Source organism: Escherichia whittamii, assembly GCF_014836715.1.
GTDB classification, from domain to species: Bacteria; Pseudomonadota; Gammaproteobacteria; order Enterobacterales; family Enterobacteriaceae; genus Escherichia; species Escherichia whittamii.
Map to the genome: position 1 here is coordinate 41,588 of NZ_JACSQI010000014.1, position 24,536 is coordinate 66,123.

Annotated in this window: 23 protein-coding genes; 16 read left to right on the forward strand and 7 right to left on the reverse strand. The window is 48.6% G+C overall.

The window, feature by feature from the left end:
* Positions 1–18 precede the first annotated feature (18 nt).
* Complete coding sequence (gene hemB, locus H9644_RS18220; RefSeq protein ID WP_001295337.1) at positions 19–993, reverse strand: porphobilinogen synthase; 975 nt, start codon at positions 991–993, stop codon at positions 19–21.
* 525 nt (positions 994–1,518) lie between these two features.
* On the opposite strand from hemB, the gene H9644_RS18225 reads away from it, so the two are divergent.
* Positions 1,519–4,482 (forward strand): autotransporter outer membrane beta-barrel domain-containing protein, encoded by a 2,964-nt coding sequence (locus H9644_RS18225; protein WP_191775791.1) that lies wholly within the window; start codon positions 1,519–1,521, stop codon positions 4,480–4,482.
* Between the two features lie 87 nt (positions 4,483–4,569).
* Positions 4,570–5,193 (forward strand): hydrogen peroxide resistance inhibitor IprA, encoded by a 624-nt coding sequence (iprA, locus tag H9644_RS18230; RefSeq protein WP_064527067.1) that lies wholly within the window; start codon positions 4,570–4,572, stop codon positions 5,191–5,193.
* Here iprA and ampH read toward each other — a convergent pair whose 3' ends face one another.
* Positions 5,194–6,351: a D-alanyl-D-alanine-carboxypeptidase/endopeptidase AmpH gene (ampH, locus tag H9644_RS18235; protein ID WP_191775793.1), complete on the reverse strand. Its 1,158-nt coding sequence runs from the start codon at positions 6,349–6,351 to the stop codon at positions 5,194–5,196. It abuts the gene before it with no gap.
* A 351-nt stretch (positions 6,352–6,702) separates the two neighbouring features.
* Between ampH and sbmA the strand changes: the two genes are divergently transcribed.
* On the forward strand, positions 6,703–7,923 hold the full coding sequence (sbmA, locus tag H9644_RS18240) for a peptide antibiotic transporter SbmA (protein WP_191775795.1): 1,221 nt from the start codon (positions 6,703–6,705) through the stop codon (positions 7,921–7,923).
* Positions 7,924–7,935: 12 nt separating this feature from the next.
* Positions 7,936–9,030: a surface-exposed outer membrane lipoprotein YaiW gene (yaiW, locus tag H9644_RS18245; protein ID WP_191775797.1), complete on the forward strand. Its 1,095-nt coding sequence runs from the start codon at positions 7,936–7,938 to the stop codon at positions 9,028–9,030.
* Between the two features lie 52 nt (positions 9,031–9,082).
* Here yaiW and H9644_RS18250 read toward each other — a convergent pair whose 3' ends face one another.
* Positions 9,083–9,391 carry a YaiY family protein gene (locus H9644_RS18250; RefSeq protein ID WP_064527077.1) on the reverse strand — a complete coding sequence of 103 codons (309 nt, stop codon included), beginning with the start codon at positions 9,389–9,391 and terminating at the stop codon, positions 9,083–9,085.
* Positions 9,392–9,650: 259 nt separating this feature from the next.
* Between H9644_RS18250 and H9644_RS18255 the strand changes: the two genes are divergently transcribed.
* Positions 9,651–9,863 (forward strand): DUF2754 domain-containing protein, encoded by a 213-nt coding sequence (locus H9644_RS18255; protein ID WP_191775800.1) that lies wholly within the window; start codon positions 9,651–9,653, stop codon positions 9,861–9,863.
* Between the two features lie 168 nt (positions 9,864–10,031).
* Here H9644_RS18255 and ddlA read toward each other — a convergent pair whose 3' ends face one another.
* Positions 10,032–11,126, reverse strand: a complete 1,095-nt coding sequence (gene ddlA, locus H9644_RS18260; RefSeq protein WP_135486597.1) for a D-alanine--D-alanine ligase — start codon at positions 11,124–11,126, stop codon at positions 10,032–10,034.
* Positions 11,127–11,590: 464 nt separating this feature from the next.
* Here ddlA and iraP point away from each other — a divergent pair, with 464 nt between their 5' ends.
* The 4 genes from iraP (at position 11,591) to adrA (ending at position 15,021) form a co-directional block, all read left to right on the forward strand.
* A complete protein-coding gene (gene iraP / locus H9644_RS18265; RefSeq protein ID WP_064527081.1) occupies positions 11,591–11,851 on the forward strand; it encodes an anti-adapter protein IraP in 261 nt (86 codons plus the stop codon).
* A 99-nt stretch (positions 11,852–11,950) separates the two neighbouring features.
* Complete coding sequence (gene phoA / locus H9644_RS18270; protein ID WP_191775803.1) at positions 11,951–13,366, forward strand: alkaline phosphatase; 1,416 nt, start codon at positions 11,951–11,953, stop codon at positions 13,364–13,366.
* 118 nt (positions 13,367–13,484) lie between these two features.
* Complete coding sequence (psiF, locus tag H9644_RS18275) at positions 13,485–13,805, forward strand: phosphate starvation-inducible protein PsiF (RefSeq protein WP_191775806.1); 321 nt, start codon at positions 13,485–13,487, stop codon at positions 13,803–13,805.
* Between the two features lie 100 nt (positions 13,806–13,905).
* On the forward strand, positions 13,906–15,021 hold the full coding sequence (gene adrA, locus H9644_RS18280) for a diguanylate cyclase AdrA (protein ID WP_191775809.1): 1,116 nt from the start codon (positions 13,906–13,908) through the stop codon (positions 15,019–15,021).
* A gap of 16 nt (positions 15,022–15,037) precedes the next feature.
* Here the strand turns inward: adrA and proC are convergent, their stop codons facing one another.
* Positions 15,038–15,847 (reverse strand): pyrroline-5-carboxylate reductase, encoded by an 810-nt coding sequence (gene proC / locus H9644_RS18285; RefSeq protein WP_064527089.1) that lies wholly within the window; start codon positions 15,845–15,847, stop codon positions 15,038–15,040.
* 120 nt (positions 15,848–15,967) lie between these two features.
* Here proC and H9644_RS18290 point away from each other — a divergent pair, with 120 nt between their 5' ends.
* The 6 genes from H9644_RS18290 to H9644_RS18315 all read left to right on the forward strand — a co-directional run bounded on the left by H9644_RS18290 (position 15,968) and on the right by H9644_RS18315 (position 21,086).
* Complete coding sequence (locus H9644_RS18290; RefSeq protein ID WP_191775813.1) at positions 15,968–16,426, forward strand: YaiI/YqxD family protein; 459 nt, start codon at positions 15,968–15,970, stop codon at positions 16,424–16,426.
* Between the two features lie 182 nt (positions 16,427–16,608).
* Positions 16,609–17,154 carry a shikimate kinase AroL gene (gene aroL, locus H9644_RS18295; protein WP_191775816.1) on the forward strand — a complete coding sequence of 182 codons (546 nt, stop codon included), beginning with the start codon at positions 16,609–16,611 and terminating at the stop codon, positions 17,152–17,154.
* Positions 17,155–17,182: 28 nt separating this feature from the next.
* Positions 17,183–17,374, forward strand: a complete 192-nt coding sequence (gene yaiA / locus H9644_RS18300) for a protein YaiA (protein ID WP_064527094.1) — start codon at positions 17,183–17,185, stop codon at positions 17,372–17,374.
* Between the two features lie 254 nt (positions 17,375–17,628).
* Positions 17,629–18,306, forward strand: a complete 678-nt coding sequence (locus H9644_RS18305) for an AroM family protein (RefSeq protein WP_064527098.1) — start codon at positions 17,629–17,631, stop codon at positions 18,304–18,306.
* 71 nt (positions 18,307–18,377) lie between these two features.
* The gene (ppnP, locus tag H9644_RS18310) at positions 18,378–18,662 is read left to right on the forward strand and encodes a pyrimidine/purine nucleoside phosphorylase (RefSeq protein ID WP_064527100.1); all 285 of its coding nucleotides are present in this window, start codon (positions 18,378–18,380) and stop codon (positions 18,660–18,662) included.
* A 144-nt stretch (positions 18,663–18,806) separates the two neighbouring features.
* A complete protein-coding gene (locus H9644_RS18315; protein ID WP_191775819.1) occupies positions 18,807–21,086 on the forward strand; it encodes a DUF2773 domain-containing protein in 2,280 nt (759 codons plus the stop codon).
* A 143-nt stretch (positions 21,087–21,229) separates the two neighbouring features.
* Here the strand turns inward: H9644_RS18315 and rdgC are convergent, their stop codons facing one another.
* A complete protein-coding gene (rdgC, locus tag H9644_RS18320; RefSeq protein WP_130206205.1) occupies positions 21,230–22,141 on the reverse strand; it encodes a recombination-associated protein RdgC in 912 nt (303 codons plus the stop codon).
* 124 nt (positions 22,142–22,265) lie between these two features.
* On the opposite strand from rdgC, the gene mak reads away from it, so the two are divergent.
* A complete protein-coding gene (mak, locus tag H9644_RS18325) occupies positions 22,266–23,174 on the forward strand; it encodes a fructokinase (RefSeq protein WP_191775822.1) in 909 nt (302 codons plus the stop codon).
* Positions 23,175–23,343: 169 nt separating this feature from the next.
* Here the strand turns inward: mak and araJ are convergent, their stop codons facing one another.
* Positions 23,344–24,528 carry an MFS transporter AraJ gene (araJ, locus tag H9644_RS18330; protein WP_191775893.1) on the reverse strand — a complete coding sequence of 395 codons (1,185 nt, stop codon included), beginning with the start codon at positions 24,526–24,528 and terminating at the stop codon, positions 23,344–23,346.
* Between the last annotated feature and the right edge of the window lie 8 nt (positions 24,529–24,536).

Here is a 24,536-nt window from a genome sequence, read left to right on the forward strand (position 1 = left end):
TACCCGGCATAATGATCATTAACGCAGAATCTTCTTCTCGGCCAGGTCCAGCGCAAAGTAGCTGAAGATCAGATCCGCACCCGCACGCTTAATTGAACCTAAGCTTTCGAGCACCACTTTCTCTTCATCTATAGCACCTGCCAGCGCGGCGAATTTAATCATCGCATACTCGCCACTCACCTGATACGCGCCAATCGGCAATTCAGTACGTTCACGCAGCTCTCGCACGATGTCGAGGTACGCTCCGGCTGGTTTAACCATCAGGCAGTCTGCGCCCTGGGCTTCATCCAGCAGTGACTCACGAATCGCCTCGCGACGGTTCATTGGGTTCATCTGATAGCTTTTGCGGTCGCCTTTTAATGCACTTCCGGCAGCTTCACGGAACGGACCATAAAAGGAGGAGGCGAATTTGGTTGAATACGACATGATCGCCGTATCTTTAAAGCCTGCGGCATCCAGCGCCTGGCGAATTGCCTGCACCTGACCGTCCATTGCAGCGGAAGGGGCGATGAAGTCTGCACCGGCGGCAGCGGCAACCACCGCTTGTTTGCCTAAATTTTCGAGGGTTGCGTCGTTGTCGACGCCATGCTCGCACAACACGCCGCAGTGACCGTGAGACGTGTATTCACAGAAGCAGGTGTCTGACATAACGATCATTTCTGGCACAGTCTGCTTGCAGATGCGCGACATACGCGCCACCAGGCCATCTTCCCGCCAGGCATCGCTGCCGGTTTCATCGGTATGGTGAGAGATGCCGAAAGTCATCACCGAACGAATACCTGCATTGGCGATGCGTTCAATTTCGCGTGCCAGATGTTTCTCTGGAATGCGCATCACGCCGGGCATGGCTTCAACGGCTTTGTAGTCGTCAATTTCTTCTTCAACAAAGATCGGCAACACCAGGTCGTTAAGGCTAAGTGTTGTCTCTTCAAACATTGCGCGCAGCGCAGGAGATTTGCGCAGGCGACGAGGGCGTTGGATTAAGTCTGTCATGGTCTGCCTGATGTTTGTGGAATTGAGGCGCACAGTATACCTGATGCTGGGCGGGAGTGTTTTACGAAAGTTGTCGCGATGTTGACAAGAAGAGAATGAAAGAGAAGCCAGGACATCTTTTTAATAGAAATAGCAATAATTTCATATTCACTGAAAATATTTTTAATTTTTATTTATAGTTCTCGGTTATTGTTTTTGCTGATTTGGTTTGGCTGTCAAAAATTGAATGAATTAAAGTTCATTGTTTATTGATACATTATTTATCTGATTTGTTGGTTTGATATTTTCATAGGCTATGTTTCAAAATTAATGCTTTCATTAACGTGTTGAAATACTGTGTTTTTGTCAATTTATTCTTTGCGTGTGTGGATGTTTTTTCTATATGTCCACATTCGGACTTAGGGGAAAGAATAATTGAACCATTCATCTGTAACGCCGCATAATCGTAAACGCGAAACATAATATGTTTTCTATGCATTGATAATTGATGGATCAACTTATTACGTCCCTGAGGAGGGATGACAAATGCACTCCTGGAAAAAGAAACTTGTAGTATCACAATTAGCATTGGCTTGCACTCTGGCTATCACCTCTCAGGCTAATGCAACTACTTATGACACCTGGACATATTACGACAATCCAACTACTGCTCTGGATTGGAGCAATATGGATAATCCGGGTACTGTAGATGGTAACTACGTGAATTATAGTGGCTTTGTCTACTATAACAACACCAATGGCGATTTCGATACCACCTTTAATGGTGACACCGTTAACGGCACTATCTCTACATATTACCTGAACCATGACTTTACTGATGGAACAACAAACCAGTTGAACATCAGCAACTCCCTGATTCATGGTTCAATCACTTCTATGCTGCCTATGGGTGAAAGCAGTGATGGTCATTATGTATATCAGTTCTCTGAATACGGTACTGATCGCGTAATTGATGATAATTGGCATGATGGTGATGTATTCACTTTAAATATTGCTAATTCTACAATTGATGATGATTACGAAGGTTTATACTTCACTGATTCATATCTGGACGGTGATGTTACCAAATATACTAACGAAACCTTCCGTACCCCAGCTGGTGAAGGTGAAGAATACGCCCGTTTGTTTGCAAACGGTGGTGTTGGTCTTGGGCTGGCAGTGAATCTTGATGTCGAAAGTAACATCAATATTTCTAACAACTCCCGTGTTGCTGGTATCAGCCTGACTCAGGGTAATACCGTAAACAATACTTACACTACTGAATCTCATACTTGGGATAACAATATCTCAGTTACCGATTCCACAGTGACTTCAGGTTCTGTAACTACTCTGGAAGACAGTGGTTTCTATGGTAACTCTGCGGAACCTAGTGATTACTCTGGTAACGGCGGAGCTAATGATGTAGCTCTGTATTTCAGTGATAGTGCGGCTTCAAATTACTCCATGAAAAACAATGTTTATTTCAGCAATTCTACTCTGCTGGGTGATGTTGTTTTCGCAAGTACTTTCAACGCAAACTTCTATCCGCATGGTCATGACAGTAATGCCGATGGCGTACTGGACACCAATGGTGGCTGGGCTGACGACTCACTTAATGTTGATGAACTGAATATCACTCTGGATAATGGTTCCAAGTGGGTAGGTTCAGCGACTACATCAGCGAATGTCGACGTTGACTCTACTGCTTCGACTGACTGGTATGATGTTACAGGTAATAGCCTATATCCAGGCGTTGTAACAGAAGCAAATGCTTGGGGTCGTACGATTGATGATCAAGTATTCCAGAGCGGTGTGTTTAACGTCACTCTGAATAATGGTTCTGAATGGAATACCGTTAACGCTTCAAACATTGATACTTTAGCTGTGAATAATGGCTCTGAAGTCAATGTTACGAATTCTTCCTTACTTTCTGATACTATTGGCTTAACTAATGGCTCTTCACTGAACATTGGTGAAGATGGTGAAGTTGCTACTGACCACCTGACAGTTGATAGCTATAGTACTGTTAATTTAACTGAATCTACTGGCTGGAATAACTATTCTAACCTGTACGCCAATACTATCACCGTAACTAACGGTGGTGTGCTGGATGTGAACGTTGATCAGTTCGATACTGAAGCTTTCCGTACCGATAAACTGGAACTGACTAGCGGCAACATCGCTGACCATAACGGTAACGTAGTATCTGGTGTGTTCGATATCCATAGCAGCGATTACGTTATGAACGCTGACCTGGTGAACGATCGTACCTGGGACACTGCTCAGGCTAACTACGGCTACGGTATTGTTGCTATGAACTCTGATGGTCATCTGACTATCAATGGTAACGGCGACATGAACAACGGCGACGAACTGGATAACAGCTCTGTAGACAACGTTGTTGCGGCAACCGGTAACTACAAAGTTCGTATCGACAACGCAACTGGCGCTGGCGCAATCGCTGATTACAAAGATAAAGAAATTATCTACGTAAACGACATCAACACCGACGCTACCTTCTCTGCTGCTAACAAAGCTGACCTGGGTGCTTACACCTACGAAGCTCGTCAGGAAGGTAACACTGTTGTTCTGCATCAGACCGAGCTGACTGACTACGCTAACATGGCGTTGAGCATCCCGTCTGCAAACACCAATATCTGGAACCTGGAACAAGACACCGTTGGTACTCGTTTGACCAACTCTCGTCATGGCCTGGCTGATAACGGCGGCGCATGGGTAAGCTACTTCGGTGGTAACTTCAACGGCAACAACGGTACCATTGACTACGATCAGGATGTTAACGGCATCATGGTCGGTGTTGATACCAAAATTGATGGTAACAACGCTAAGTGGATCGTCGGTGCTGCTGCAGGCTTCGGTAAAGGCGACATGAATGACCGTTCTGGTCAGGTGGATCAAGACAGTCAGTCTGCTTACATCTACTCTTCTGCTCGCTTCGCAAACAACATCTTTGTTGATGGTAGCTTGAGCTACTCTCACTTCAACAACGATCTGTCTGCAACCATGAGCAACGGTACTTACGTTGACGGTAGCACCAACTCTGACGCGTGGGGCTTCGGTTTGAAAGCCGGTTACGACTTCAAACTGGGTGATGCTGGTTACGTAACTCCTTACGGCAGCATTTCTGGTCTGTTCCAGTCTGGTGATGACTACCAGTTGAGCAACGACATGAAAGTTGACGGTCAGTCTTACGACAGCATGCGTTATGAACTGGGTGTAGATGCAGGTTATACCTTCACTTACAGCGAAGATCAGGCTCTGACTCCGTACTTCAAACTGGCTTACGTCTACGACGACTCTAACAACGATAACGATGTGAACGGCGATTCCATCGATAACGGTACTGAAGGGTCTGCAGTACGTGTTGGTCTGGGTACTCAGTTCAGCTTCACCAAGAACTTCAGCGCTTATACCGATGCTAGCTATCTCGGTGGTGGTGACGTAGATCAAGATTGGTCCGCGAACGTGGGTGTTAAATATACCTGGTAATATTCTTCACTCTGAAGAAATACTGGTAATTTAATCTAAATAATGCCCGTCAAGGATTTGACGGGCATTACTGCAAAGGACGCGCAAATGTTATCTGTAGTTAAACCTCTTCAGGAATTTGGTAAGCTCGATAAATGTTTGTCCAGATACGGCACGCGCTTCGAGTTTAATAATGAAAAGCAAGTTATATTTTCAAGTGATGTCAACAGCGAAGATACTTTCGTTATTTTAGAAGGCATTATCTCTCTGCGTAGAGAGGAAAACGTACTTATCGGCATTACCCAGGCACCTTTTATTATGGGACTGGCTGATGGTTTAATGAAAAACGATATACCATACAAATTAATATCAGAAGGAAATTGTACGGGATATCATCTGCCAGCTAAACAAACCATTACACTTATTGAACAAAATCAACTCTGGCGAGACGCTTTTTACTGGTTAGCCTGGCAAAATAGAATTCTGGAATTACGCGATGTGCAGCTTATTGGGCATAATTCCTACGAGCAAATCCGTGCGACGCTATTATCAATGATTGACTGGAATGATGAATTGCGCTCACGCATTGGTGTAATGAATTATATCCATCAACGTACACGCATATCACGCTCCGTCGTGGCAGAAGTTCTTGCGGCTTTACGCAAGGGCGGTTATATCGAAATGAATAAAGGCAAACTGGTCGCTATCAACCGTTTGCCTTCAGAGTATTAATCAGGACGCGGGGATGACCAGCGGTTTATTCCCGCTCAGTTCAGTTACCAGATCATTGATACCATCGCTCATATTTTTAAACCGAGTCAACGGCGAGCGAGTGACGACCACAAAAGCACCAATATTTTTTTGTGGGATCATCGCCATATAGGTAATGAAACCACCGCCACCACCTGTCTTCTGAATAATACCCGGACGTCCATCCTTCGGTGCCATATACACCCAGCCTAAACCGAGAGCATCCGCTCTGCCTGGCACATCCATGCCAATCACTTTCGTAAACTGCGCCCGCTGATAAATCAGCGTCTGCATGCGATCCGCCTGGTTACTGCGCTGATAAAAATCAGAAGACAAATATTGCTGCATCCAGCGCATCATATCGCCTGGTGTGGAATAAACGCCGCCGCTGCCAATGGCCGCCAGCGTATTGTTACACGGACTGGCGCCGCGCTCGGCAACCATCAAACGGCGGCACTGGTCCGGTGATGGTGTGTAGGTAGTGTCTTTCATCCCCAGCGGACGGGTAATCTGCTCTTCAAACAACTGGGTATAAGGCTTGCCGGACGCATTCGCCAGCGCATCCGCCAGCAGGTCAAACGCAAGGTTGGAGTACGCGGCCTGGCTGCCTGGCGCGGCTTTTAGCTTCGCCGTTGAAAGGTATTTCCAGCGTTGCTCGCGCGTTGGCCAGACAAACACCGGACGATTTGCCGCGCCGCCAGGTTGTTCACGCGGCAGGGCGCTGGTATGGGTCGCCAGATTCACCAGCGTAATGGGCTTTCCATTGTAAGTCGGTACTCGTGCGCCTGGTGGAGCATATTTACTCAGCGGATCGTTTAACTTCACTGTCCCCTGGTCCAGCAATTTCACCAGCATCTCACTGGTCATCAACTTGGTGAGCGAAGCAATACGTACTACCGAATCCAACTGCGGGCGAACGTTATTACCAGGGCGAGTTTCGCCATAACTGCGAAAGACACGCTGATTGCCGTCGATAACGACCAGCGCCATCCCGGTGGCACCGCTGCCGTAAAAAATATGGTCGGCATAGCGATCAACAATATCAGAGGCGAATTCAGGTTCGGCGATAGCTTGCGCCGCGTGGACAGAGGTCAATGACGCCGCACACAGCACGGCAGAAAAAAGCAGACTACGTTTCAACGGTGGTGTCCATAAATTAAATGAAGGTAACTGAGCGTATTTATACTACTCGTTGATGGATTGCAAAGCGCAAATTAGTGCAATAATAGTGTTAAAAACGTAACGGCGCGTAAACACGATCTTTTTCCTGCTCACCAATGTCTGCATTTGTGATCCTGTACGTGTTAATACGCTTATGTAAACAATCTTTTGTTTGTGAAATCCGTCGAAACAATTCTTCCAGCCAGGAGGACGAACTAAGCGCCCCGCGGTCGGTCACAGTGGACGGTTTCATTTGGCTGACTCTTTGAAGCGGCCATACGGTTAATACACAGCAGTTGCCAAAACGATAAGAACCTAGCAGGAGAGCATATGTTTAAGTCTTTTTTCCCAAAACCGGGAGCCTTTTTTCTCTCGGCCTTTGTTTGGGCATTGATTGCCGTAATCTTCTGGCAAGTCGGAGGCGGTGACTGGGTTGCCCGCATCATCGGGGCTTCTGGGCAGATCCCGATTAGCGCCGCCCGTTTCTGGTCGTTAGATTTCCTGGTTTTTTACGCTTATTACATTGTTTGCGTAGGACTTTTTGCGCTGTTCTGGTTTATCTATAGCCCGCATCGTTGGCAATATTGGTCAATACTCGGCACTGCGCTAATTATCTTCGTTACCTGGTTTCTGGTGGAAGTTGGTGTGGCAGTCAACGCCTGGTATGCACCGTTTTATGACCTGATTCAAACCGCGCTCAGTTCGCCGCATAAAGTGACCATCGAACAGTTTTATCGCGAAGTGGGTGTCTTTCTGGGGATTGCGCTGATTGCGGTGGTTATCAGTGTGCTGAACAACTTCTTTGTCAGCCACTACGTGTTCCGCTGGCGTACGGCGATGAACGAATACTACATGGCGAACTGGCAGCAACTGCGCCATATCGAAGGGGCCGCGCAGCGTGTGCAGGAAGACACCATGCGTTTTGCCTCAACGCTTGAGAATATGGGCGTCAGCTTTATTAACGCCATCATGACGCTGATCGCCTTCTTGCCGGTGCTGGTGACGCTCTCCGCGCACGTGCCAGAGTTGCCGATTGTTGGGCATATTCCGTATGGTTTGGTGATTGCCGCGATTGTCTGGTCGCTGATGGGGACCGGATTACTGGCGGTAGTGGGGATCAAACTGCCGGGGCTTGAGTTTAAAAACCAGCGAGTAGAAGCCGCCTACCGTAAAGAGTTGGTCTATGGTGAAGACGACGCCACGCGAGCAACACCGCCAACGGTGCGTGAGTTGTTCAGTGCGGTACGGAAGAACTATTTCCGCCTCTATTTTCACTATATGTATTTCAACATCGCCCGCATTCTCTACCTGCAGGTCGATAACGTTTTCGGTTTGTTCTTGCTGTTTCCGTCGATTGTTGCCGGTACGATTACGCTCGGCCTGATGACCCAAATCACCAACGTTTTTGGGCAGGTTCGCGGCGCTTTCCAGTATCTGATTAACTCATGGACCACGCTGGTCGAGTTGATGTCGATCTACAAACGTCTGCGCAGCTTTGAACATGAACTGGATAATGACAAAATTCAGGAAGTAACCCATACATTGAGCTAAAAAGGAGAGGTAATGTCGCGAGTCAATCATCTGTCTTCGCTTTCATTGTTGGCGGTTCTGGTTTTAGCGGGGTGTAGCAGTCAGGCGCCACAACCGTTGAAGAAGGGCGAAAAAGCGATAGATGTGGCGAGCGTGGTGCGGCAGAAGTTACCCGCCAGCGTAAAAGACCGCGATGCCTGGGCGAAAGATCTTGCCACTACTTTTGAAAGTCAGGGGCTGGCACCGACACTGGAAAATGTCTGCTCGGTGCTGGCGGTGGCGCAGCAGGAGTCAAATTATCAGGCGGATCCGGTCGTTCCAGGATTAAGTAAAATCGCCTGGCAAGAGATTGACCGCCGCGCCGAACGGATGCACATCCCTGCATTTCTGGTCCATACCGCGCTAAAAATCAAATCGCCAAACGGCAAAAGCTACAGCGAACGGTTAGATTCCGTGCGCACGGAAAAGCAGCTGAGTGCAATTTTTGACGATCTGATCAGCATGGTGCCGATGGGGCAGACGCTGTTTGGTTCGCTTAACCCGGTGCGCACCGGTGGGCCGATGCAGGTCAGCATTGCCTTTGCCGAACAGCATACCAGGGGGTATCCGTGGAAAATGGACGGTACGGTACGTCAGGAAGTCTTCAGTCGTCGCGGCGGATTATGGTTCGGTACTTACCATTTACTCAATTATCCTGCCAGCTATAGCGCGCCGATTTTCCGTTTCGCCGATTTTAATGCCGGTTGGTACGCCAGTCGTAATGCCGCGTTTCAGAATGCGGTCAGCAAAGCCAGTGGCGTGAAGCTGGCGCTGGATGGTGATTTGATTCGTTACGACAGTAAAGAACCCGGGAAAACAGAACTGGCGACGCGTAAGCTGGCGGGCAAACTGGGAATGAGCGACAGCGAAATTCGTCGTCAGCTAGAGAAAGGGGATAGTTTCTCTTTTGAAGAGACGGCGCTGTATAAGAAGGTTTATCAACTCGCCGAAGCGAAAATGGGTAAATCGCTACCGCGTGAAATGTTGCCCGGTATTCAACTAGAAAGCCCGAAAATCACCCGTAACCTTACCACTGCATGGTTTGCGAAGCGCGTCGATGAAAGGCGAGCGCGCTGTATGAAGCAGTGACCAAAAGGTAATCGTAGGCCAGATGTGTACGCCGCATCTGGCAAAATAAATCTTACTGGCGGCGATGTCGCCAGTGCAGCCACACCGCAACCACCGCAAAGATGAAGCAGCCAACCAAAAACGGGATCAGCCCGAAAATGGTGCCTACCCCCAGACCAATTTCTACCCGTGGGCGGCCCGTCTCCTGGACCTGCATTAAACGCTCATAGACACCTGGCGCATGCACCAACAAATTTAGCAATTGCGCCCCAGCCCAAAAGCAAAACAGCACAAACAATGCGTAGGCAATGTTGCCAGGCGTTGAAGAGGCATCGCGATATTTTCCGCTAAACAGCGATTTTGACAGGGTGAAATCAGCCATAAAAACCTCCGGAAGTCATCTGCTTCTCTTCTGGTGTGATACCAGCGGCTTATGGCAAGTCTGACAGGTCATTGGGATTGTCAATATCAGAATCATGGTAAATTGATGTTGGGAATATTCCCGAAGCGTGAATATTGGCCGTGAGTCACAAAATGGTAACTTTAAGTTAAATTTTTTAACGATTCTGAAAGTGCAGTCTACGACACAGACGAATGTTGCAGAATATGCGAGGATGTTGTTTTTCGTTAACGGAGCTGCCATGAATCTGCCTGTGAAAATCCGCCGCGACTGGCATTACTATGCGTTTTCCATTGGCCTTATTTTCATTTTTAATGGTGTAGTGGGGTTGCTGGGGTATGAAGCAAAAGGCTGGCAGACCTATGCGGTGGGGCTGGTGACGTGGGTGATTAGCTTCTGGCTGGCGGGACTGATTATTCGCCGTCGCGAAGAAGATACTGAAAACGCCCAATAACAGAGGATTGGGCGGTCGGGAGTGCTGACAAAATGCGCCGGATGCGGCGTGAACGCCTTATCCTGCCTACGAAAATCTGGTAGGCCTGATAAGCAAAGCGCATCAGGCAATCTTACGTTTGCCATTAATATTAAACGCCCAATAATAATATTACCGGGCGTTTGAATATTACATCGTGGTTTTCAATGCGTTATCCGCTGCGTGACGCTCCAGCGCCAGCTCAATCAAACGAGTGATCAGGTCAGTATAGCCCAGGCCACTGGCTTGCCACAGCTTCGGATACATGCTGATGTTAGTGAAACCTGGCAGTGTGTTGATCTCGTTGATCACCACCTCGTTTTCCGGCGTTAAAAAGACGTCTACACGCGCCATGCCAGCACATCCCAACGCCTGGTAAGCCTGAACGGCAATCGCCCGAATCTTATCGTTGATTTCCGGCGCAATGTCCGCCGGAACCACCACTTTCGCGCCATCTTCGTCAATGTACTTGGTGTCGTAGGCGTAGAAATCGCTGGTCAGTACGATCTCGCCACAGGTACTGGCTTGCGGATTGTCATTACCCAGAACCGCGCATTCGATCTCACGACCTTTGATCCCTTGCTCAACGATCACTTTGTGATCGAACTCGAACGCCAGATCGACAGCAAGCGCATACTGCTCTTCGCTGGTCACTTTGCTGACGCCAACAGAGGAACCCTGATTAGCTGGTTTTACAAACAGTGGCAACCCAAGTTTAGACTTCACTTCGGCGAAGCTGATTTTGTGGCGATTGGTGCGCGTCAGGGTAATAAATGGCGCGATGTTCAATCCGGCGTCACGCAGCAGACGTTTGGTGACGTCTTTATCCATACAAGCGGCAGAAGCCAGAACATCGGAACCGACAAACGGTAGATTGGCGACCCGCAGCATTCCCTGCAAGGAACCATCTTCACCCAACGTACCGTGGACAATTGGGAAAATGACATCCACCGTCGGCAATGGCTGACCGTTCTGCGCATCAATCAGTTGCTGTTCATGTTTACCAGGTACCTGCGCAAGACTGGTGGCCGAAGGGCGCAGCGCAATATGGGCAGGATCGTCTGCGTTCAGCAAATAATTGCTGGCATCGCTGACGTGCCATTGCCCTTGTTTATCAATGCCCAGCAGCACAACGTCAAAGCGACTTTTATCAATGGCATCGACAATGTTTTTTGCCGATTGCAGAGACACTTCATGTTCTGCTGACTTTCCACCAAAAACGATTCCTACCCGCAGTTTTTCCATCTTAAAAACCTATCCCGTAGAACACAAAGAGCATACATTACCACGACAAAACGGGGGATTCGCGGCCTTCTGACAGTTTGTTGCAATCTTCTGCTGACAAAGCGTGCAGCCTGCTGGTTAAGATTCATCGCTGGCTAAATTATGTGCGCAAAATCACAAAAATGATGAACGGGAAACTAATTTATTCCTGCTGTGAATTGCTACCCGGATGGTTATTATACTTAATAATAAGTTAACCAAGAGGATATATTCTATAACTTTTTATTATAAAAAGTATTAATAATTACATACCTATATTTTATGTGTGGAATTATATTAAAAAATAGAGAAACGTTTCGCTGATAAATGTGAAAAAAATATTTGCTAAAACTATTTCCTCTGTCATAAAAATACTACATCAAGACTCTATGCAGTTGTGAAACATAATGTTAACTTCTCCATACTTTGGATAAGGAAATACAGATATGAAAAATCTCATTGCTGAGTTGTTATTTAAGCTTGCCCAAAAGGAAGAGGAGTCGAAAGAATTGTGCGCGCAGGTCGAAGCACTAGAGATTATCGTTACTGCGATGCTTCGCAACATGGCGCAAAATGACCAACAGCGGTTGATTGATCAGGTTGAAGGAGCGCTATACTCGGTAAAGCCCGATGCCAGCATTCCAGATGATGATACGGAGCTGCTGCGCGATTACGTAAAGAAGTTATTGAGGCATCCTCGTCAGTAAAAAGTTAAACCTTCAACAGTTGTCATAATGCTGTCATGCCAGAGACTTATAGTCGCTTTGTTTTTATTTTTTAATGTATTTGTACATGGAGAAAATAAAGTGAAACAAAGCACTATTGCACTGGCTCTCTTGCCGTTACTGTTTACCCCTGTTACTAAAGCCCGGACACCAGAGATGCCAATTCTGGAAAACCGGGCGGCACAGGGTGATATTACTGCGCCAGGTGGCGCTCGTCGATTAACGAGTGATCAGACGGCAGCCTTACGCGACTCTCTTAGCGATAAACCCGCAAAAAATATTATTTTATTGATTGGTGATGGGATGGGGGATTCGGAAATCACTGCCGCACGCAATTATGCTGAAGGCGCGGGCGGTTTTTTTAAAGGGATCGATGCCTTACCGCTTACCGGACAATACACCCATTATGCGCTGGATAAAAAAACCGGAAAACCAGACTACGTGACCGACTCCGCCGCGTCAGCAACGGCCTGGTCAACTGGTGTCAAAACGTATAACGGCGCTCTGGGTGTCGATATTCATGAAAAAGATCATCCAACGATTCTGGAAATGGCAAAAGCCGCAGGACTGGCGACCGGCAACGTTTCAACAGCTGAAATACAGGATGCTACTCCCGCCGCGCTAGTGGCGCATGTGACCTCGCGCAAATGCTATGGTCCGAGCGTTACCAGCGAAAAATGCCCGAGCAACGCGCTGGAAAAAGGTGGAAAAGGATCGATTACCGAACAACTGCTTAACGCCCGTGCGGATGTTACGCTTGGCGGCGGCGCAAAAACGTTTGCAGAAACAGCAACCGCCGGTGAATGGCAGGGAAAAACGCTGCGTGAACAGGCGCTGGCGCGCGGTTATCAGTTAGTCAGCGATGCCGCATCGCTGACTGCGGTGACGGAAGCTAACCAACAAAAACCACTGCTCGGATTATTTGCCGACGGCAATATGCCAGTGCGCTGGAAAGGACCAAAGGCGTCTTATCACGGTAACATCGATAAACCTGCAGTCACCTGTACCCCGAATCCGCAACGCAATGACAGCGTGCCTACACTGGCGCAGATGACCGATAAAGCTATTGAGCTACTAAGCAAAAATGAGAAAGGATTCTTCCTGCAAGTTGAAGGCGCGTCGATCGATAAACAGGATCACGCCGCGAATCCTTGTGGCCAAATTGGCGAGACGGTCGATCTCGATGAAGCCGTACAGCGGGCGCTGGAATTTGCCAAAAAGGATGGCAACACACTGGTGGTGGTCACCGCTGACCACGCCCACGCCAGCCAGATTGTCGCGCCGGATACCAAAGCGCCGGGGCTGACTCAGGCGTTAAACACCAAAGATGGCGCAGTGATGGTGATGAGTTACGGGAACTCCGAAGAGGATTCACAAGAGCATACCGGTAGCCAGTTACGTATTGCTGCATATGGTCCACACGCTGCGAATGTGGTTGGTTTGACCGATCAGACCGATCTCTTCTACACCATGAAAGCTGCACTTGGGTTGAAATAACACCGAGCCCGGCGGCTAATTTTGGCCGTCGGGTGGTTTTTTTGCTGTTAGCAACCAGACTTAAAGGCAGATCAAGGGCGCAAACGCTCCTGGTTAAAATGTGAAGAGGGATGGTGCTATGAAAATAACATTACTGGTTACCCTGCTATTCGGTCTGGTTTTTTTAACCACTGTCGGCGCTGCCGAGAGAACGTTAACCCCACAACAACAGCGTATGACTTCCTGTAATCAACAGGCGACAGCCCAGGCGTTGAAAGGGGATGCCCGTAAGACATACATGAGTGATTGCCTGAAGAACAGCAAATCTGCGCTTGGTGAAAAGAGTTTGACGCCGCAGCAGCAGAAGATGCGCGAATGTAATAGCCAGGCGACGCAGCAATCTCTGAAAGGTGATGATCGTAATAAGTTTATGAGTGCCTGCCTCAAGAAAGCCGCGTAATACCTATAGTGCTAACGGGTGAGTTAAGAAAATGGCTCACCCGAAATATCATACTCCCGCCTTTAGCCCCATCTCTATAATTTGGGAAAATTGTTTCTGAATGTTCCCAAAAATAATGAATGATGAAAATTTTTTCAAAAAAGCGGCGGCGCACGGGGAGATACCACCATTAGCTCCTCAAAACGAACATCAGCGATCCGGGCTGCGCTTCGCCCGTCGCGTGAGACTACCGCGTGCGGTAGGACTGGCCGGGATGTTCTTACCAATCGCTTCGACACTGGTTTCGCACCCGCTGTCAGGCTGGTGGTGGCTGGTGTTGGTTGGCTGGGCGTTTGTCTGGCCGCATTTAGCCTGGCAGTTGGCGAGCAGGGCCGTTGATCCGCTTGGCCGGGAAATATACAACTTAAAAACTGATGCAGTGTTAGCTGGTATGTGGGTAGGCGTGATGGGCGTAAACGTGCTGCCTTCGATCGCAATGCTGATGATTATGTGCCTGAATTTGATGGGGGCAGGCGGCCCCCGTCTGTTTGTCGCCGGTTTGGTGTTGATGGTCGTTTCCTGCCTTGTCACTCTCGAACTCACGGGGATCACTGTGTCGCTCAAGAGTGCGCCGCTGGAATGGTGGCTCTCCCTTCCCATTATCGTCATTTATCCTCTGCTGTTTGGCTGGGTCAGCTACCAGACAGCGACCAAACTGGCTGAACATAAACGAAGATTGCAGGTCATGAGTACCCGCGACGGCATGACGGGTGTTTACAACCGACGTCACTGGGAAATCATGCTACGTAATGAGTTTGATAACTGCCGCCGACACAATCGCGATGCGACGCTATTGATTATCGATATCGACCATTTTAAGAGTATCAACGATACATGGGGTCACGATGTGGGTGATGAAGCGATAGTAGCCCTTACCCGACAGTTACAAATTACCCTGCGTGGCAGCGATGTGATTGGTCGCTTTGGCGGTGATGAATTTGCGGTGATTATGTCTGGTACGCCAGCCGAAAACGCCATTACTGCCATGTTACGTGTGCATGAAGGATTAAAGGCATTACGCCTGCCAAATACGCCACAGGTAATATTACGGATAAGCGTCGGTATCGCGCCGCTGAATCCGCAGATGAGTCACTACCGCGAGTGGCTGAAATCGGCTGATATGGCGCTCTACAAAGCAAAGAAAGCCGGACGTAACCGCACCGAAGTGGCGGCCTGACGTCCGGTGAGGGTCATCAGGACTTGCTGAGTTTTTCTGATTTTTCCATACACTTCGTCATCGCTTCGATCACCGCGGCACGGAAGCCTTTCTCTTCCAGAACGCGTACCGCTTCAATGGTTGTGCCTCCTGGTGAGCAGACCATATCTTTCAAGGCGCCCGGATGTTCGCCGGTTTCCAGCACCATTTTCGCGGAACCCATTACCGCCTGGGCGGCAAACTTGTAGGCCTGCGCGCGTGGCATCCCGCCCAGCACAGCGGCGTCGGCCATCGCTTCGATAAACATGAAGACATAGGCTGGCGAAGAACCGCTCACACCAACCACTGGGTGGATCATCGGTTCAGCAATGACTTCCGCCTCGCCAAAGCAACGGAAAATATTCAGTACATCGGCAGTATCTTCGGGAGTGACCAACGCGTTTGGCGTTACGGATGTCATCCCGGCGTTGACCAACGCGGGGGTATTCGGCATGGCGCGGATAATTTTCCGGTCGTGACCCAGCGCCCGGGCAAGTTGGTCGAGCGTAACGCCTGCGGCGATAGAAACCACCAGAGAGTCTTTATTCAGGCTGGAAGTGATTTCGCTAAGGACTTTAATCATTATGCCCGGTTTGACGGCTGCAAAGACGATATCGGCGATTTGCGCCACTTCCTGTGCTGATTCTGCAGCGTTGATACCAAACTGTTCATGTAAGGCGGCAACTTTATCCGGGGAGGGGGTATACACCCAGATTTGCCCTGGAAGGACCTGACCGCTGGCAATCAGACCGCCGAGAATGGCTTTTCCCATATTGCCGCAGCCAATAAAACCGATTTTCTTTTCCATTGCCACACTCCTGCCGTGAATTCGTTATTTTGAAAAGCGCCTGGTCAGAAGCATAAACAGAACTATGCCGGAAGGCAAAAGCGCGACACAATAGAAGATTACTCAACAGAGGATAGCCTTATGACAATATGGGTGGACGCCGATGCGTGTCCCAATGTAATTAAAGAGATTCTGTATCGCGCGGCAGAACGTATGCAGATGCCGCTGGTGTTGGTAGCAAATCAGAGTTTACGCGTGCCGCCATCGCAGTTTATTCGCACGCTGCGCGTCGCGGCAGGTTTTGACGTTGCCGATAATGAAATTGTACGTCAGTGTGAGGCGGGCGATTTGGTGATAACCGCTGATATTCCTTTGGCTGCTGAAGCCATCGAGAAAGGGGCGGCAGCACTTAATCCGCGTGGCGAACGGTACACACCTGCGACTATTCGTGAACGTCTGACGATGCGCGATTTTATGGATACCCTACGAGCCAGTGGGATCCAGACCGGAGGGCCAGATAGTTTTTCGCAACGTGACCGCCAGGCATTTGCGGCTGAACTTGAAAAGTGGTGGCTGGAAGTTCAGCGTAACCGTTCGTAAATGTAATTTATTATTTACACTTCATTCTCGCTCATTTCTTGATATAGTAAGGGATGTATTGAAGTTCGCTCCTTAAGTGGAATTATTTCTTTACAATCGAAATTGTACTAGTTTGATGGTATGATCGTTATTCTTACGAAACCGGCTTTCGCCGCATTGCGACCTTTTGGGAAAAACCCACGATGACACAACCTCTTTTTCTGATCGGGCCTCGGGGCTGTGGTAAAACAACGGTCGGAATGGCCCTTGCCGATTCGCTCAACTGTCGGTTTGTTGATACCGACCAATGGTTGCAATCACAACTCAATATGACGGTAGCAGAGATCGTCGAAAGGGAAGAGTGGGCAGGATTTCGCGCCAGGGAGAGCGCAGCTCTGGAAGCAGTTACTGCGCCATCCACCGTTATCGCGACGGGCGGCGGTATTATTCTGACGGAATTTAATCGCCACTACATGCGTGATAACGGGATTGTGGTTTACTTGTGCGCGCCGGTGTCAGTGCTGGTAAATCGTCTGCAAGCAGCGCCAGAAGAGGATTTACGGCCAACACTCACAGGAAAACCGTTAAGTGAAGAAGTTCAGGAAGTGCTGGAAGAACGCGATGCATTATATCGTGAAGTTGCGCATATTATCGTCGACGCTAATAACGAACCCAGCCAGGTAATCTCTGAAATTCGAACCGCTTTGGCACAAACGGCAAACTGTGATGGTCCTGGCACCTATACTTAATGTTCATTCCGCGAAATAAGGAAGAACAATGCCAACGAAACCGCCTTATCCCCGAGAAGCCAGAATCGTTTCGGTAGAAAAAGGCCAGCAAGGACAGACTGTGACCTGGTATCAGCTGCGAGCCGATCATCCCAAACCAGACTCTTTGATCAGCGAACATCCTACGGCCCAGGAGGCGATGGATGCTAAAAAGCGCTATGAGGACCCTGATAAAGAGTGACCGCATCAAACTGCTCGGAAGGGACTCTGAGTGCTATTACAACGGACCTGCATCACATTTTTCGCAATTCATGTTTTTCAAATAATTAGAATATTAAACAATAACAATCCATTACTGGAACTATTGGGAATCTTTACATTATGCCGTGCGCGTCTGCTGCTACGCTTTTTTGCATTTGTAGCATCGGCAAGCGTCCGCTGTGGTGCTTAGTATTTGCCCGGTAATTAACGACGAAAAAAGAAAGGTGGAAGACAATGAGCGCGTCGTTGGCGATTTTGACCATCGGCATTGTACCAATGCATGAAGTTTTGCCGCTTCTGACGGAGTACATTGACGAAAATAATATTTCCCATCATAGCCTGCTGGGGAAGTTAAGCCGCGAAGAGGTGATGGCGGAGTACGCGCCAGAAGCAGGCGAAGAAACTATTCTGACATTATTAAATGATAACCAGCTGGCCCACGTTTCGCGCCGTAAAGTGGAGCGTGATTTACAAAGCGTGATTGAGGTACTCGATAATCAGGATTATGACGTTATTTTGCTAATGAGTACGGCCAACATTAGTAATATGACAGCGCGAAATACGATCTTCCTCGAGCCTTTGCGCATTCTCCCACCGTTGGTTTCCTCCATTGTTGAAGGTCACCAGGTCGGCGTTATTGTACCAGTAGAAGAGCTTTTGGCCGTTCAGGCGCAAAAATGGCAAATTTTGCAGAGAACACCACTATTTTCGCTGGGAAATCCCATTCATGATTCGGAACAGAAAATCATTGATGCCGGGAAAGAATTGTTGGCGAATGGGGCGGATGTCATCATGCTGGATTGTTTAGGATTTAATCAGCGTCATCGCGATTTACTGCAAAAAAAGCTCGATGTACCTGTTTTGCTCTCTAACGTATTGATTGCAAGGCTGGCGGCGGAATTGCTGGTGTAATTTTACGTGACAGTTAGCACCTTTGGCCCCTATAGTGAAGAAGATGTTAAACCACCTGACAGGGCCAGTTTATGCTTCAAAGTAACGAATACTTTTCCGGAAAAGTGAAATCGATCGGTTTTACCAGCAGCGATACTGGCCGCGCCAGCGTCGGTGTGATGGTTGAAGGCGAATATACGTTCAGTACTGCGGAGCCCGAAGAGATGACGGTTGTCAGCGGGGCGCTGAATGTTTTGCTGCCTGGCGCCACCGACTGGCGCGTGTATGAAGCTGGTGAAGTATTTAATGTTCCCGGCCACAGCGAGTTCCATCTGCAAGTTGCCGAACCGACCTCCTATCTGTGCCGCTATCTGTAATATCGCGCCTTCCCGTCTGAATGGGAGGGCATTTTTCTGAAATATTCCTTATTTCACGAATAATAAAATCTCCGTTGCTGCTAATTTTTCTATTTTCGATATATTCATAATCTATCAAGGTTGATATTAATATCAGTGAAGATTATGAATAAAATAAAAATATTGATCATCTGTATGGTTGTATTTATTGCCACCGAAAATACTTACGCTGCAGAGTGGATCACTAGCGATGATCTTATTAAATCAGATTTCCATATCATGACTGCAGAAGAACGTAATGGAGTGAAAGAGGAAACCGATGATAGTATGGAATCCTCGTATATGCTTAAAAATAACATTCGTTGGTATTACCATAATGGAGATTTATCAATACCCAGCAATTTTAGTAATAAGCATACATTGGTGGTTAAGGGGAATTTAACCATTAATGGTGATTATGATGATTATTCGACAGGTAATGGTCAACTCATTGTGTTGGGCAATGTGATTGTCGACAACTTTATTAATCATGATTTCGCGTACGTCAAAGGTGAGATGAAAGCGAAAGGTTTAGTCTATGCTAATTATAATGATCATAACTTTGAAGTAATGAAAGGTATTACTGCTCGCGGAATTATTGTTTCAGACAAGGCGACGCAATTTGAGGTTAATAACGCTGAGTTTTATATCAACGAAGATTCCAGCAGTGAAAATTATGACTGGGATGCGAATATTCGAAAAGCGTATTCGCTGTTTGAGCCCGATCTCTATGAGATTACTGAAATTCAAACCGACGATGTGTTAAATGTCTATCCCGATTATGAGAGCGTAGCAGCCAGAGTTGCTCAGGGATTGCCGTTGTTTCGCGATAAACCTGTATCGGAGTTAAGTGAAAAATTGCAGTGGGTTGAACAGGGCAAGGTCGCAAAATTTCCGGCTGGCAACATTAAGCATGAAGATCCGCTGGTGGTGCGTTTTCTGACTCGCATGGAGAGTCTACCAACCGCTGTTATGCTGCAATTGCTACAGCATCCTGATGACCAGACACGGGAATATATGGCGCAGCGTTGGCCCGCCAGGCAAATGCATTTACTCACCGCGCCTTTTATTAAAGATCAGGCAGTGGCGAAAGGACTGATTAAGAACAGCGATATTTCACCAGAAGTGAATGAAAAATTAATGTCGACCCCTGTCGAGAGCGTCCAGCTCGAGCAGGCCAGGCAGGATAATCTGTCTCCAGAAACCATTGCCCTATTAAGCCAGAGTCCGTTTCCGATTGTTCGTAAGACGTTAGTCAGCCAGTACGATTACGCGTGGCTGGCACCTGCATCCGTAGTGGATGAACTGATAAACAGCGATGATGAGGAACTACGCGAACGAATTGCCGGTGCAGATTTGACTACACGACAAGCCGTGGCGCTGAGTAACGATAAATCACTTAAGGTTCGTGAAGCCGTAGCTCATGCCTTTGCGGAACTAAAAGTTACGCGGCTTTCTGCAAACATGAGTATTACCGACATTGAACGTATTGCGGATCAAATGTATCTCGATAATAAAGACCATAAAAATATCGTTATGGCATTATTTATTGCTTTACCAGAAGTGCGCCAACTGTCGCTGGCAAAAGAAGATGTACAATATTTACGTGAAGGTGCGCGTTATCTGACGTCAACTGAAGTGATTAATTATCTCCTGACACATTATGATAACCCCGCTGTCTGGAATGAATTAGCACATGATAAACTGCTGCCGTTGGAATATAAGAAAAAATTGTGGCAGCGCACATTGCAGTTAATGATGAGCAAACGGCAAGAAGATCAGGAGCAGGCGTATGATATACAACTGGAACTGATTGATAATGGCGTGGTAGATGAAGCAATGCTCAATGACGCCATCGATTTGCTGCCTGATTTACCGGCTGAATATCGTTACCGGATGCGCAATCAGTTATTTGATAAAAATGATTTACCATCAAAGATTATTTCCCGCCTTGATAAACAATATCGCTTTAATTCTGACTGGGCGCTGTCTGTTACAGACATGACAAATAGTAACCGTAGGCAATTTGATAGAGGATTACGTCGCTGGAATGATGATGATAGCGTTATTTTAGTCGAGCTGGATAAGCTGACAGATAAGTCTGATGACGAGTTTTGGCTGGCATTACTGCAAAGTCGACATGAACAATTACGTAAAACGGCGTTGATTAATGCGCATACGCCGACTTCCGCATTCACAGCATTGGTGACATCGCAGGATCGTCAGGGAGCGATTGCCAACCCGCAACTGCCTGTTGAGGTGAAAACGGCGTGGTTAAAAGAGGAACCATCATTATTGTTATTTGTCGATCGTCCGGATCCGCAACAATTACGAAAATTAGTTAAAACCGGATCGACACGGCAAATTCGTAGTGAAGCGCGCAATAAGCTTGAGGAATTAAAATGAGGTCACGGCGTAAAACGCATAATATTGCAGCGTTAAAAATCATCGCCCGACGTAGCGAATGAGTATATTAATGCCTGGCATGGCTTTGTACGCCGGATAAGACGCACCAGGCGTCGCATCCGGCATTGAAGGCAAACCAGCGATTAACGTTGCGCTTCGCCACCCAATCCTTCGATCAGGTTTTGAATTAACGCTGCCAGTTCGCCGGTCATCAGGATGAAATCGGCGTCAAAACGCTGGGCAAAATCTTCGCGGTCGATATCTTCGTTTTGATCGCGCAGTTCGTCGCAGAACTTCAGGCGCTTGAGCGAACCATCGTCGCACATTACAAACTGAACGCGTTGCTGCCAGTCGAGCGCCAGTTTAGTCACCACTTTTCCGGCTTCAATGTGATTGGTGATCTCTTCGCTGGTCAGATCCTGTTTCTTCGCGCGGATCACACCGCCATCTTCCAGCAGTGATTTCAGCTCGGCTTCATCGAGTAACTGGAAGCCCTGTGCCGCGCTACCGGAGCGTACCCATTCGGTTAGCGTCAGTTCAATCGGGTTTTCCATGCTCAATGGCACAACCGGTAACGACCCCAGGCTTTTACGCAGCAGTGCCAGCGTATCTTCCGCTTTTTTGGCGCTGGCGCAGTCCACCATGATCAAACCGTTCACCGTGTCGATCCACATCATGGTTTGGCTGAAACGGCTAAAGGCGCGAGGCAGCAGAGAGTGCAGCACTTCATCTTTCAGCGAATCTTTTTCGGTTTTCTTCAGCTTACGCGCTTGCTCGGCTTCCAGTTTGGCGATTTTCGCTTCCAGCGCCTGTTTAATGACCGGAGACGGGAGAATTTTTTCTTCTTTGCGCGCGCAGATAACAATTTGACCATTGGCAACGTGCGTTAACGCATCGCTGTGCGATCCCATCGGAGGAACCCAGCCCATCTTCGCCATATCCTGGCTGCCGCATGGGGTAAATGCCATCGAGGCTAGCTGTTTTTCCATCTCTTCTGCACGCAGCGAAATTTCGCGGCTAAGACGGTAAACCATTAAATTTTTGAACCACAGCATGATAATTTCCACGGCCTTGTCGTTAAATTTAGCGGGCATGATAACGAATTGTCGGCGGCCTTGCATTGCCAATCCGGTTGTCCGTCTCTACTCTATTGATATTGAAAAAAATAAGGAGAGTACCGTGCGTATAGGTATCGATTTAGGCGGCACCAAAACAGAAGTCATTGCACTGGGCGATGCAGGGGAGCAGTTGTACCGTCATCGTCTGCCCACGCCGCGTGATGATTACCGCCAGACCATAGAAACGATCGCCACGCTGGTGGAGATGGCGGAGCAGGCGACGGGGCAGCGTGGAACGGTGGGCATGGGCATTCCTGGCTCAATTTCACCGTATACCGGTGTGGTGAAAAACGCTAATTCGACCTGGCTTAACGGTCAGCCATTCGATAAAGACTTAAGCGCGCGGTTGCAGCGGGAAGTACGGCTGGCAAATGATGCCAACTGTCTGGCGGTTTCGGAAGCGGTAGATGGCGCGGCAGCGGGAGCGCAGACGGTATTTGCCGTGATTATTGGCACGGGGTGCGGCGCGGGCGTGGCGTTCAATGGGCGGGCGCATATCGGCGGCAACGGCACGGCAGGCGAGTGGGGACACAATCCGCTACCGTGGATGGACGAAGATGAACTGCGTTATCGCGAAGAAGTCCCTTGTTATTGCGGTAAACAAGGTTGTATTGAAACCTTTATTTCGGGGACCGGATTTGCCACGGATTATCATCGGTTGAGCGGACATGCGCTGAAAGGTAGTGAAATTATTCGTCTCGTTGAAGAACGCGATCCGGTAGCTGAGTTGGCATTGCGTCGCTATGAGCTACGACTGGCGAAGTCGCTGGCGCATGTGGTGAATATTCTCGACCCGGATGTGATTGTCCTGGGCGGAGGGATGAGCAATGTCGACCGTTTATATCAAACCGTTCCGCCGCTGATTAAACAATTTGTCTTCGGCGGAGAATGTGAAACGCCGGTGCGTAAGGCGAAGCACGGTGATTCCAGCGGCGTACGCGGTGCCGCGTGGTTATGGCCACAAGAGTAAAAAACGTAAGCAATTGGCGCATCATGCCTGATGCGTAGGTCGGATAAGGCGCTCGCGCCGCATCCGGCATTGTGCTCAGATGCCTGATGCGACACTGGCGTGTCTTATCAGGCCTACAAAATGAGCAGACCTGTACGCCGCATCCGGCACTGTGCACCGTGGCTGCAACCTACCCCTGTGGTTTTGCCAGCAGCGGACTCTCCGCCACTTGCTGGCGCTTATAGCGACCATACAACAGCAACGACGACATCGCAGCAAACGAGAGCAGGGCGGCAGGCAACGCCACGTAATTATACGCCAGCCCCAGCGTCAGCATCATCCCGCCGCAATAAGCGCCCACGGCGCTACCGAGGTTAAACGCTATTTGCCCACCTGCGGCACCTAATAATTCTCCGCCTTTGGCATTTTGCAGGAGCAGAATTTGCAGCGGTGCTGAGAGGGCGAATAATCCCGCACAACATATAAAAGCAAAAATAAGCGACGTTGTTTTCATGCCGCCGAAGAAAAAAAGCATCAGCAGTGCCAGCACAATAATGAAGTCCGTCACTGCCGCAATGCGTAGCGGCGAGTAACGTCCGGAAATCCGGCCACTTAGCACATTGCCCAGCACCATCCCCAGCCCGGCCAGCATCATAATAAAGGTCATCGCCGTTTCCGAAAAACCGGAAATAAACATCATGTAAGGTTTAACGTAGCTAAACCAGGCAAACACACCCGCATTGCCAAACATGGTGGCGGAGAAAATTAGCCACGGCGCAGGGCTACGTAAAAAGTGAAACTGTTCGCGCAGGTTTCCTTTCGCCTCGTCACGAATATCCGGCACCCAAAAATAGACCGATGCCATCACAGCAATATTAAAGACAGAGATTAATAAAAAGGTGTAGCGCCAGCTAAATTCCTGACTTAAATACGTCCCCAGAGGAATGCCCAACAAATTGGCGACCGTCATCCCGGAAACCATACCCGCCACGGCAGCGGTGACTTTGCCGGGCTTGATAATTTTCGATAACACAATCGCCCCGACGCCAAAAAATGCGCCATGCGGAAAACCGGAAACCAGGCGGCCAACGGCGAGCATCAGGTAAGACGAGGAGAGCGTGAACATGGCGTTACCGATGACGCACAAAGTCACCAGAAACAACAAGATATGTTTGAGCGAGTAGCGGCTGGAAAAAAGCGCGATTATCGGCGCCCCGACCACCACTCCCAGTGCATAATACGAAATCATATGCCCGGCGGCAGGAATCGAAATGCCAACGTTATGTGCCAGCTCCGTGAGCACGCCCATAATGCCAAATTCGGCCATCCCCAGGCCAAATGTGCCGAGAGCCAAAGATAAAATGACTTTTTTCATACCACCAT

What these genes read in the sequence shown, in the direction of transcription:
- H9644_RS18290 (WP_191775813.1), top strand. Translation starts at nt 15,968, where the DNA reads ATGACAATATGGGTGGACGCCGATGCGTGTCCCAATGTAATTAAAGAG.
- adrA (WP_191775809.1), top strand. Translation starts at nt 13,906, where the DNA reads ATGTTCCCAAAAATAATGAATGATGAAAATTTTTTCAAAAAAGCGGCG.
- H9644_RS18250 (WP_064527077.1), bottom strand. Translation starts at nt 9,391, where the DNA reads ATGGCTGATTTCACCCTGTCAAAATCGCTGTTTAGCGGAAAATATCGC.
- hemB (WP_001295337.1), bottom strand. Translation starts at nt 993, where the DNA reads ATGACAGACTTAATCCAACGCCCTCGTCGCCTGCGCAAATCTCCTGCG.
- sbmA (WP_191775795.1), top strand. Translation starts at nt 6,703, where the DNA reads ATGTTTAAGTCTTTTTTCCCAAAACCGGGAGCCTTTTTTCTCTCGGCC.
- yaiA (WP_064527094.1), top strand. Translation starts at nt 17,183, where the DNA reads ATGCCAACGAAACCGCCTTATCCCCGAGAAGCCAGAATCGTTTCGGTA.
- proC (WP_064527089.1), bottom strand. Translation starts at nt 15,847, where the DNA reads ATGGAAAAGAAAATCGGTTTTATTGGCTGCGGCAATATGGGAAAAGCC.
- aroL (WP_191775816.1), top strand. Translation starts at nt 16,609, where the DNA reads ATGACACAACCTCTTTTTCTGATCGGGCCTCGGGGCTGTGGTAAAACA.
- araJ (WP_191775893.1), bottom strand. Translation starts at nt 24,528, where the DNA reads ATGAAAAAAGTCATTTTATCTTTGGCTCTCGGCACATTTGGCCTGGGG.
- yaiW (WP_191775797.1), top strand. Translation starts at nt 7,936, where the DNA reads ATGTCGCGAGTCAATCATCTGTCTTCGCTTTCATTGTTGGCGGTTCTG.
- H9644_RS18315 (WP_191775819.1), top strand. Translation starts at nt 18,807, where the DNA reads ATGAATAAAATAAAAATATTGATCATCTGTATGGTTGTATTTATTGCC.
- H9644_RS18255 (WP_191775800.1), top strand. Translation starts at nt 9,651, where the DNA reads ATGAATCTGCCTGTGAAAATCCGCCGCGACTGGCATTACTATGCGTTT.
- iprA (WP_064527067.1), top strand. Translation starts at nt 4,570, where the DNA reads ATGTTATCTGTAGTTAAACCTCTTCAGGAATTTGGTAAGCTCGATAAA.
- iraP (WP_064527081.1), top strand. Translation starts at nt 11,591, where the DNA reads ATGAAAAATCTCATTGCTGAGTTGTTATTTAAGCTTGCCCAAAAGGAA.
- H9644_RS18305 (WP_064527098.1), top strand. Translation starts at nt 17,629, where the DNA reads ATGAGCGCGTCGTTGGCGATTTTGACCATCGGCATTGTACCAATGCAT.
- H9644_RS18225 (WP_191775791.1), top strand. Translation starts at nt 1,519, where the DNA reads ATGCACTCCTGGAAAAAGAAACTTGTAGTATCACAATTAGCATTGGCT.
- ddlA (WP_135486597.1), bottom strand. Translation starts at nt 11,126, where the DNA reads ATGGAAAAACTGCGGGTAGGAATCGTTTTTGGTGGAAAGTCAGCAGAA.
- psiF (WP_191775806.1), top strand. Translation starts at nt 13,485, where the DNA reads ATGAAAATAACATTACTGGTTACCCTGCTATTCGGTCTGGTTTTTTTA.
- rdgC (WP_130206205.1), bottom strand. Translation starts at nt 22,141, where the DNA reads ATGCTGTGGTTCAAAAATTTAATGGTTTACCGTCTTAGCCGCGAAATT.
- ppnP (WP_064527100.1), top strand. Translation starts at nt 18,378, where the DNA reads ATGCTTCAAAGTAACGAATACTTTTCCGGAAAAGTGAAATCGATCGGT.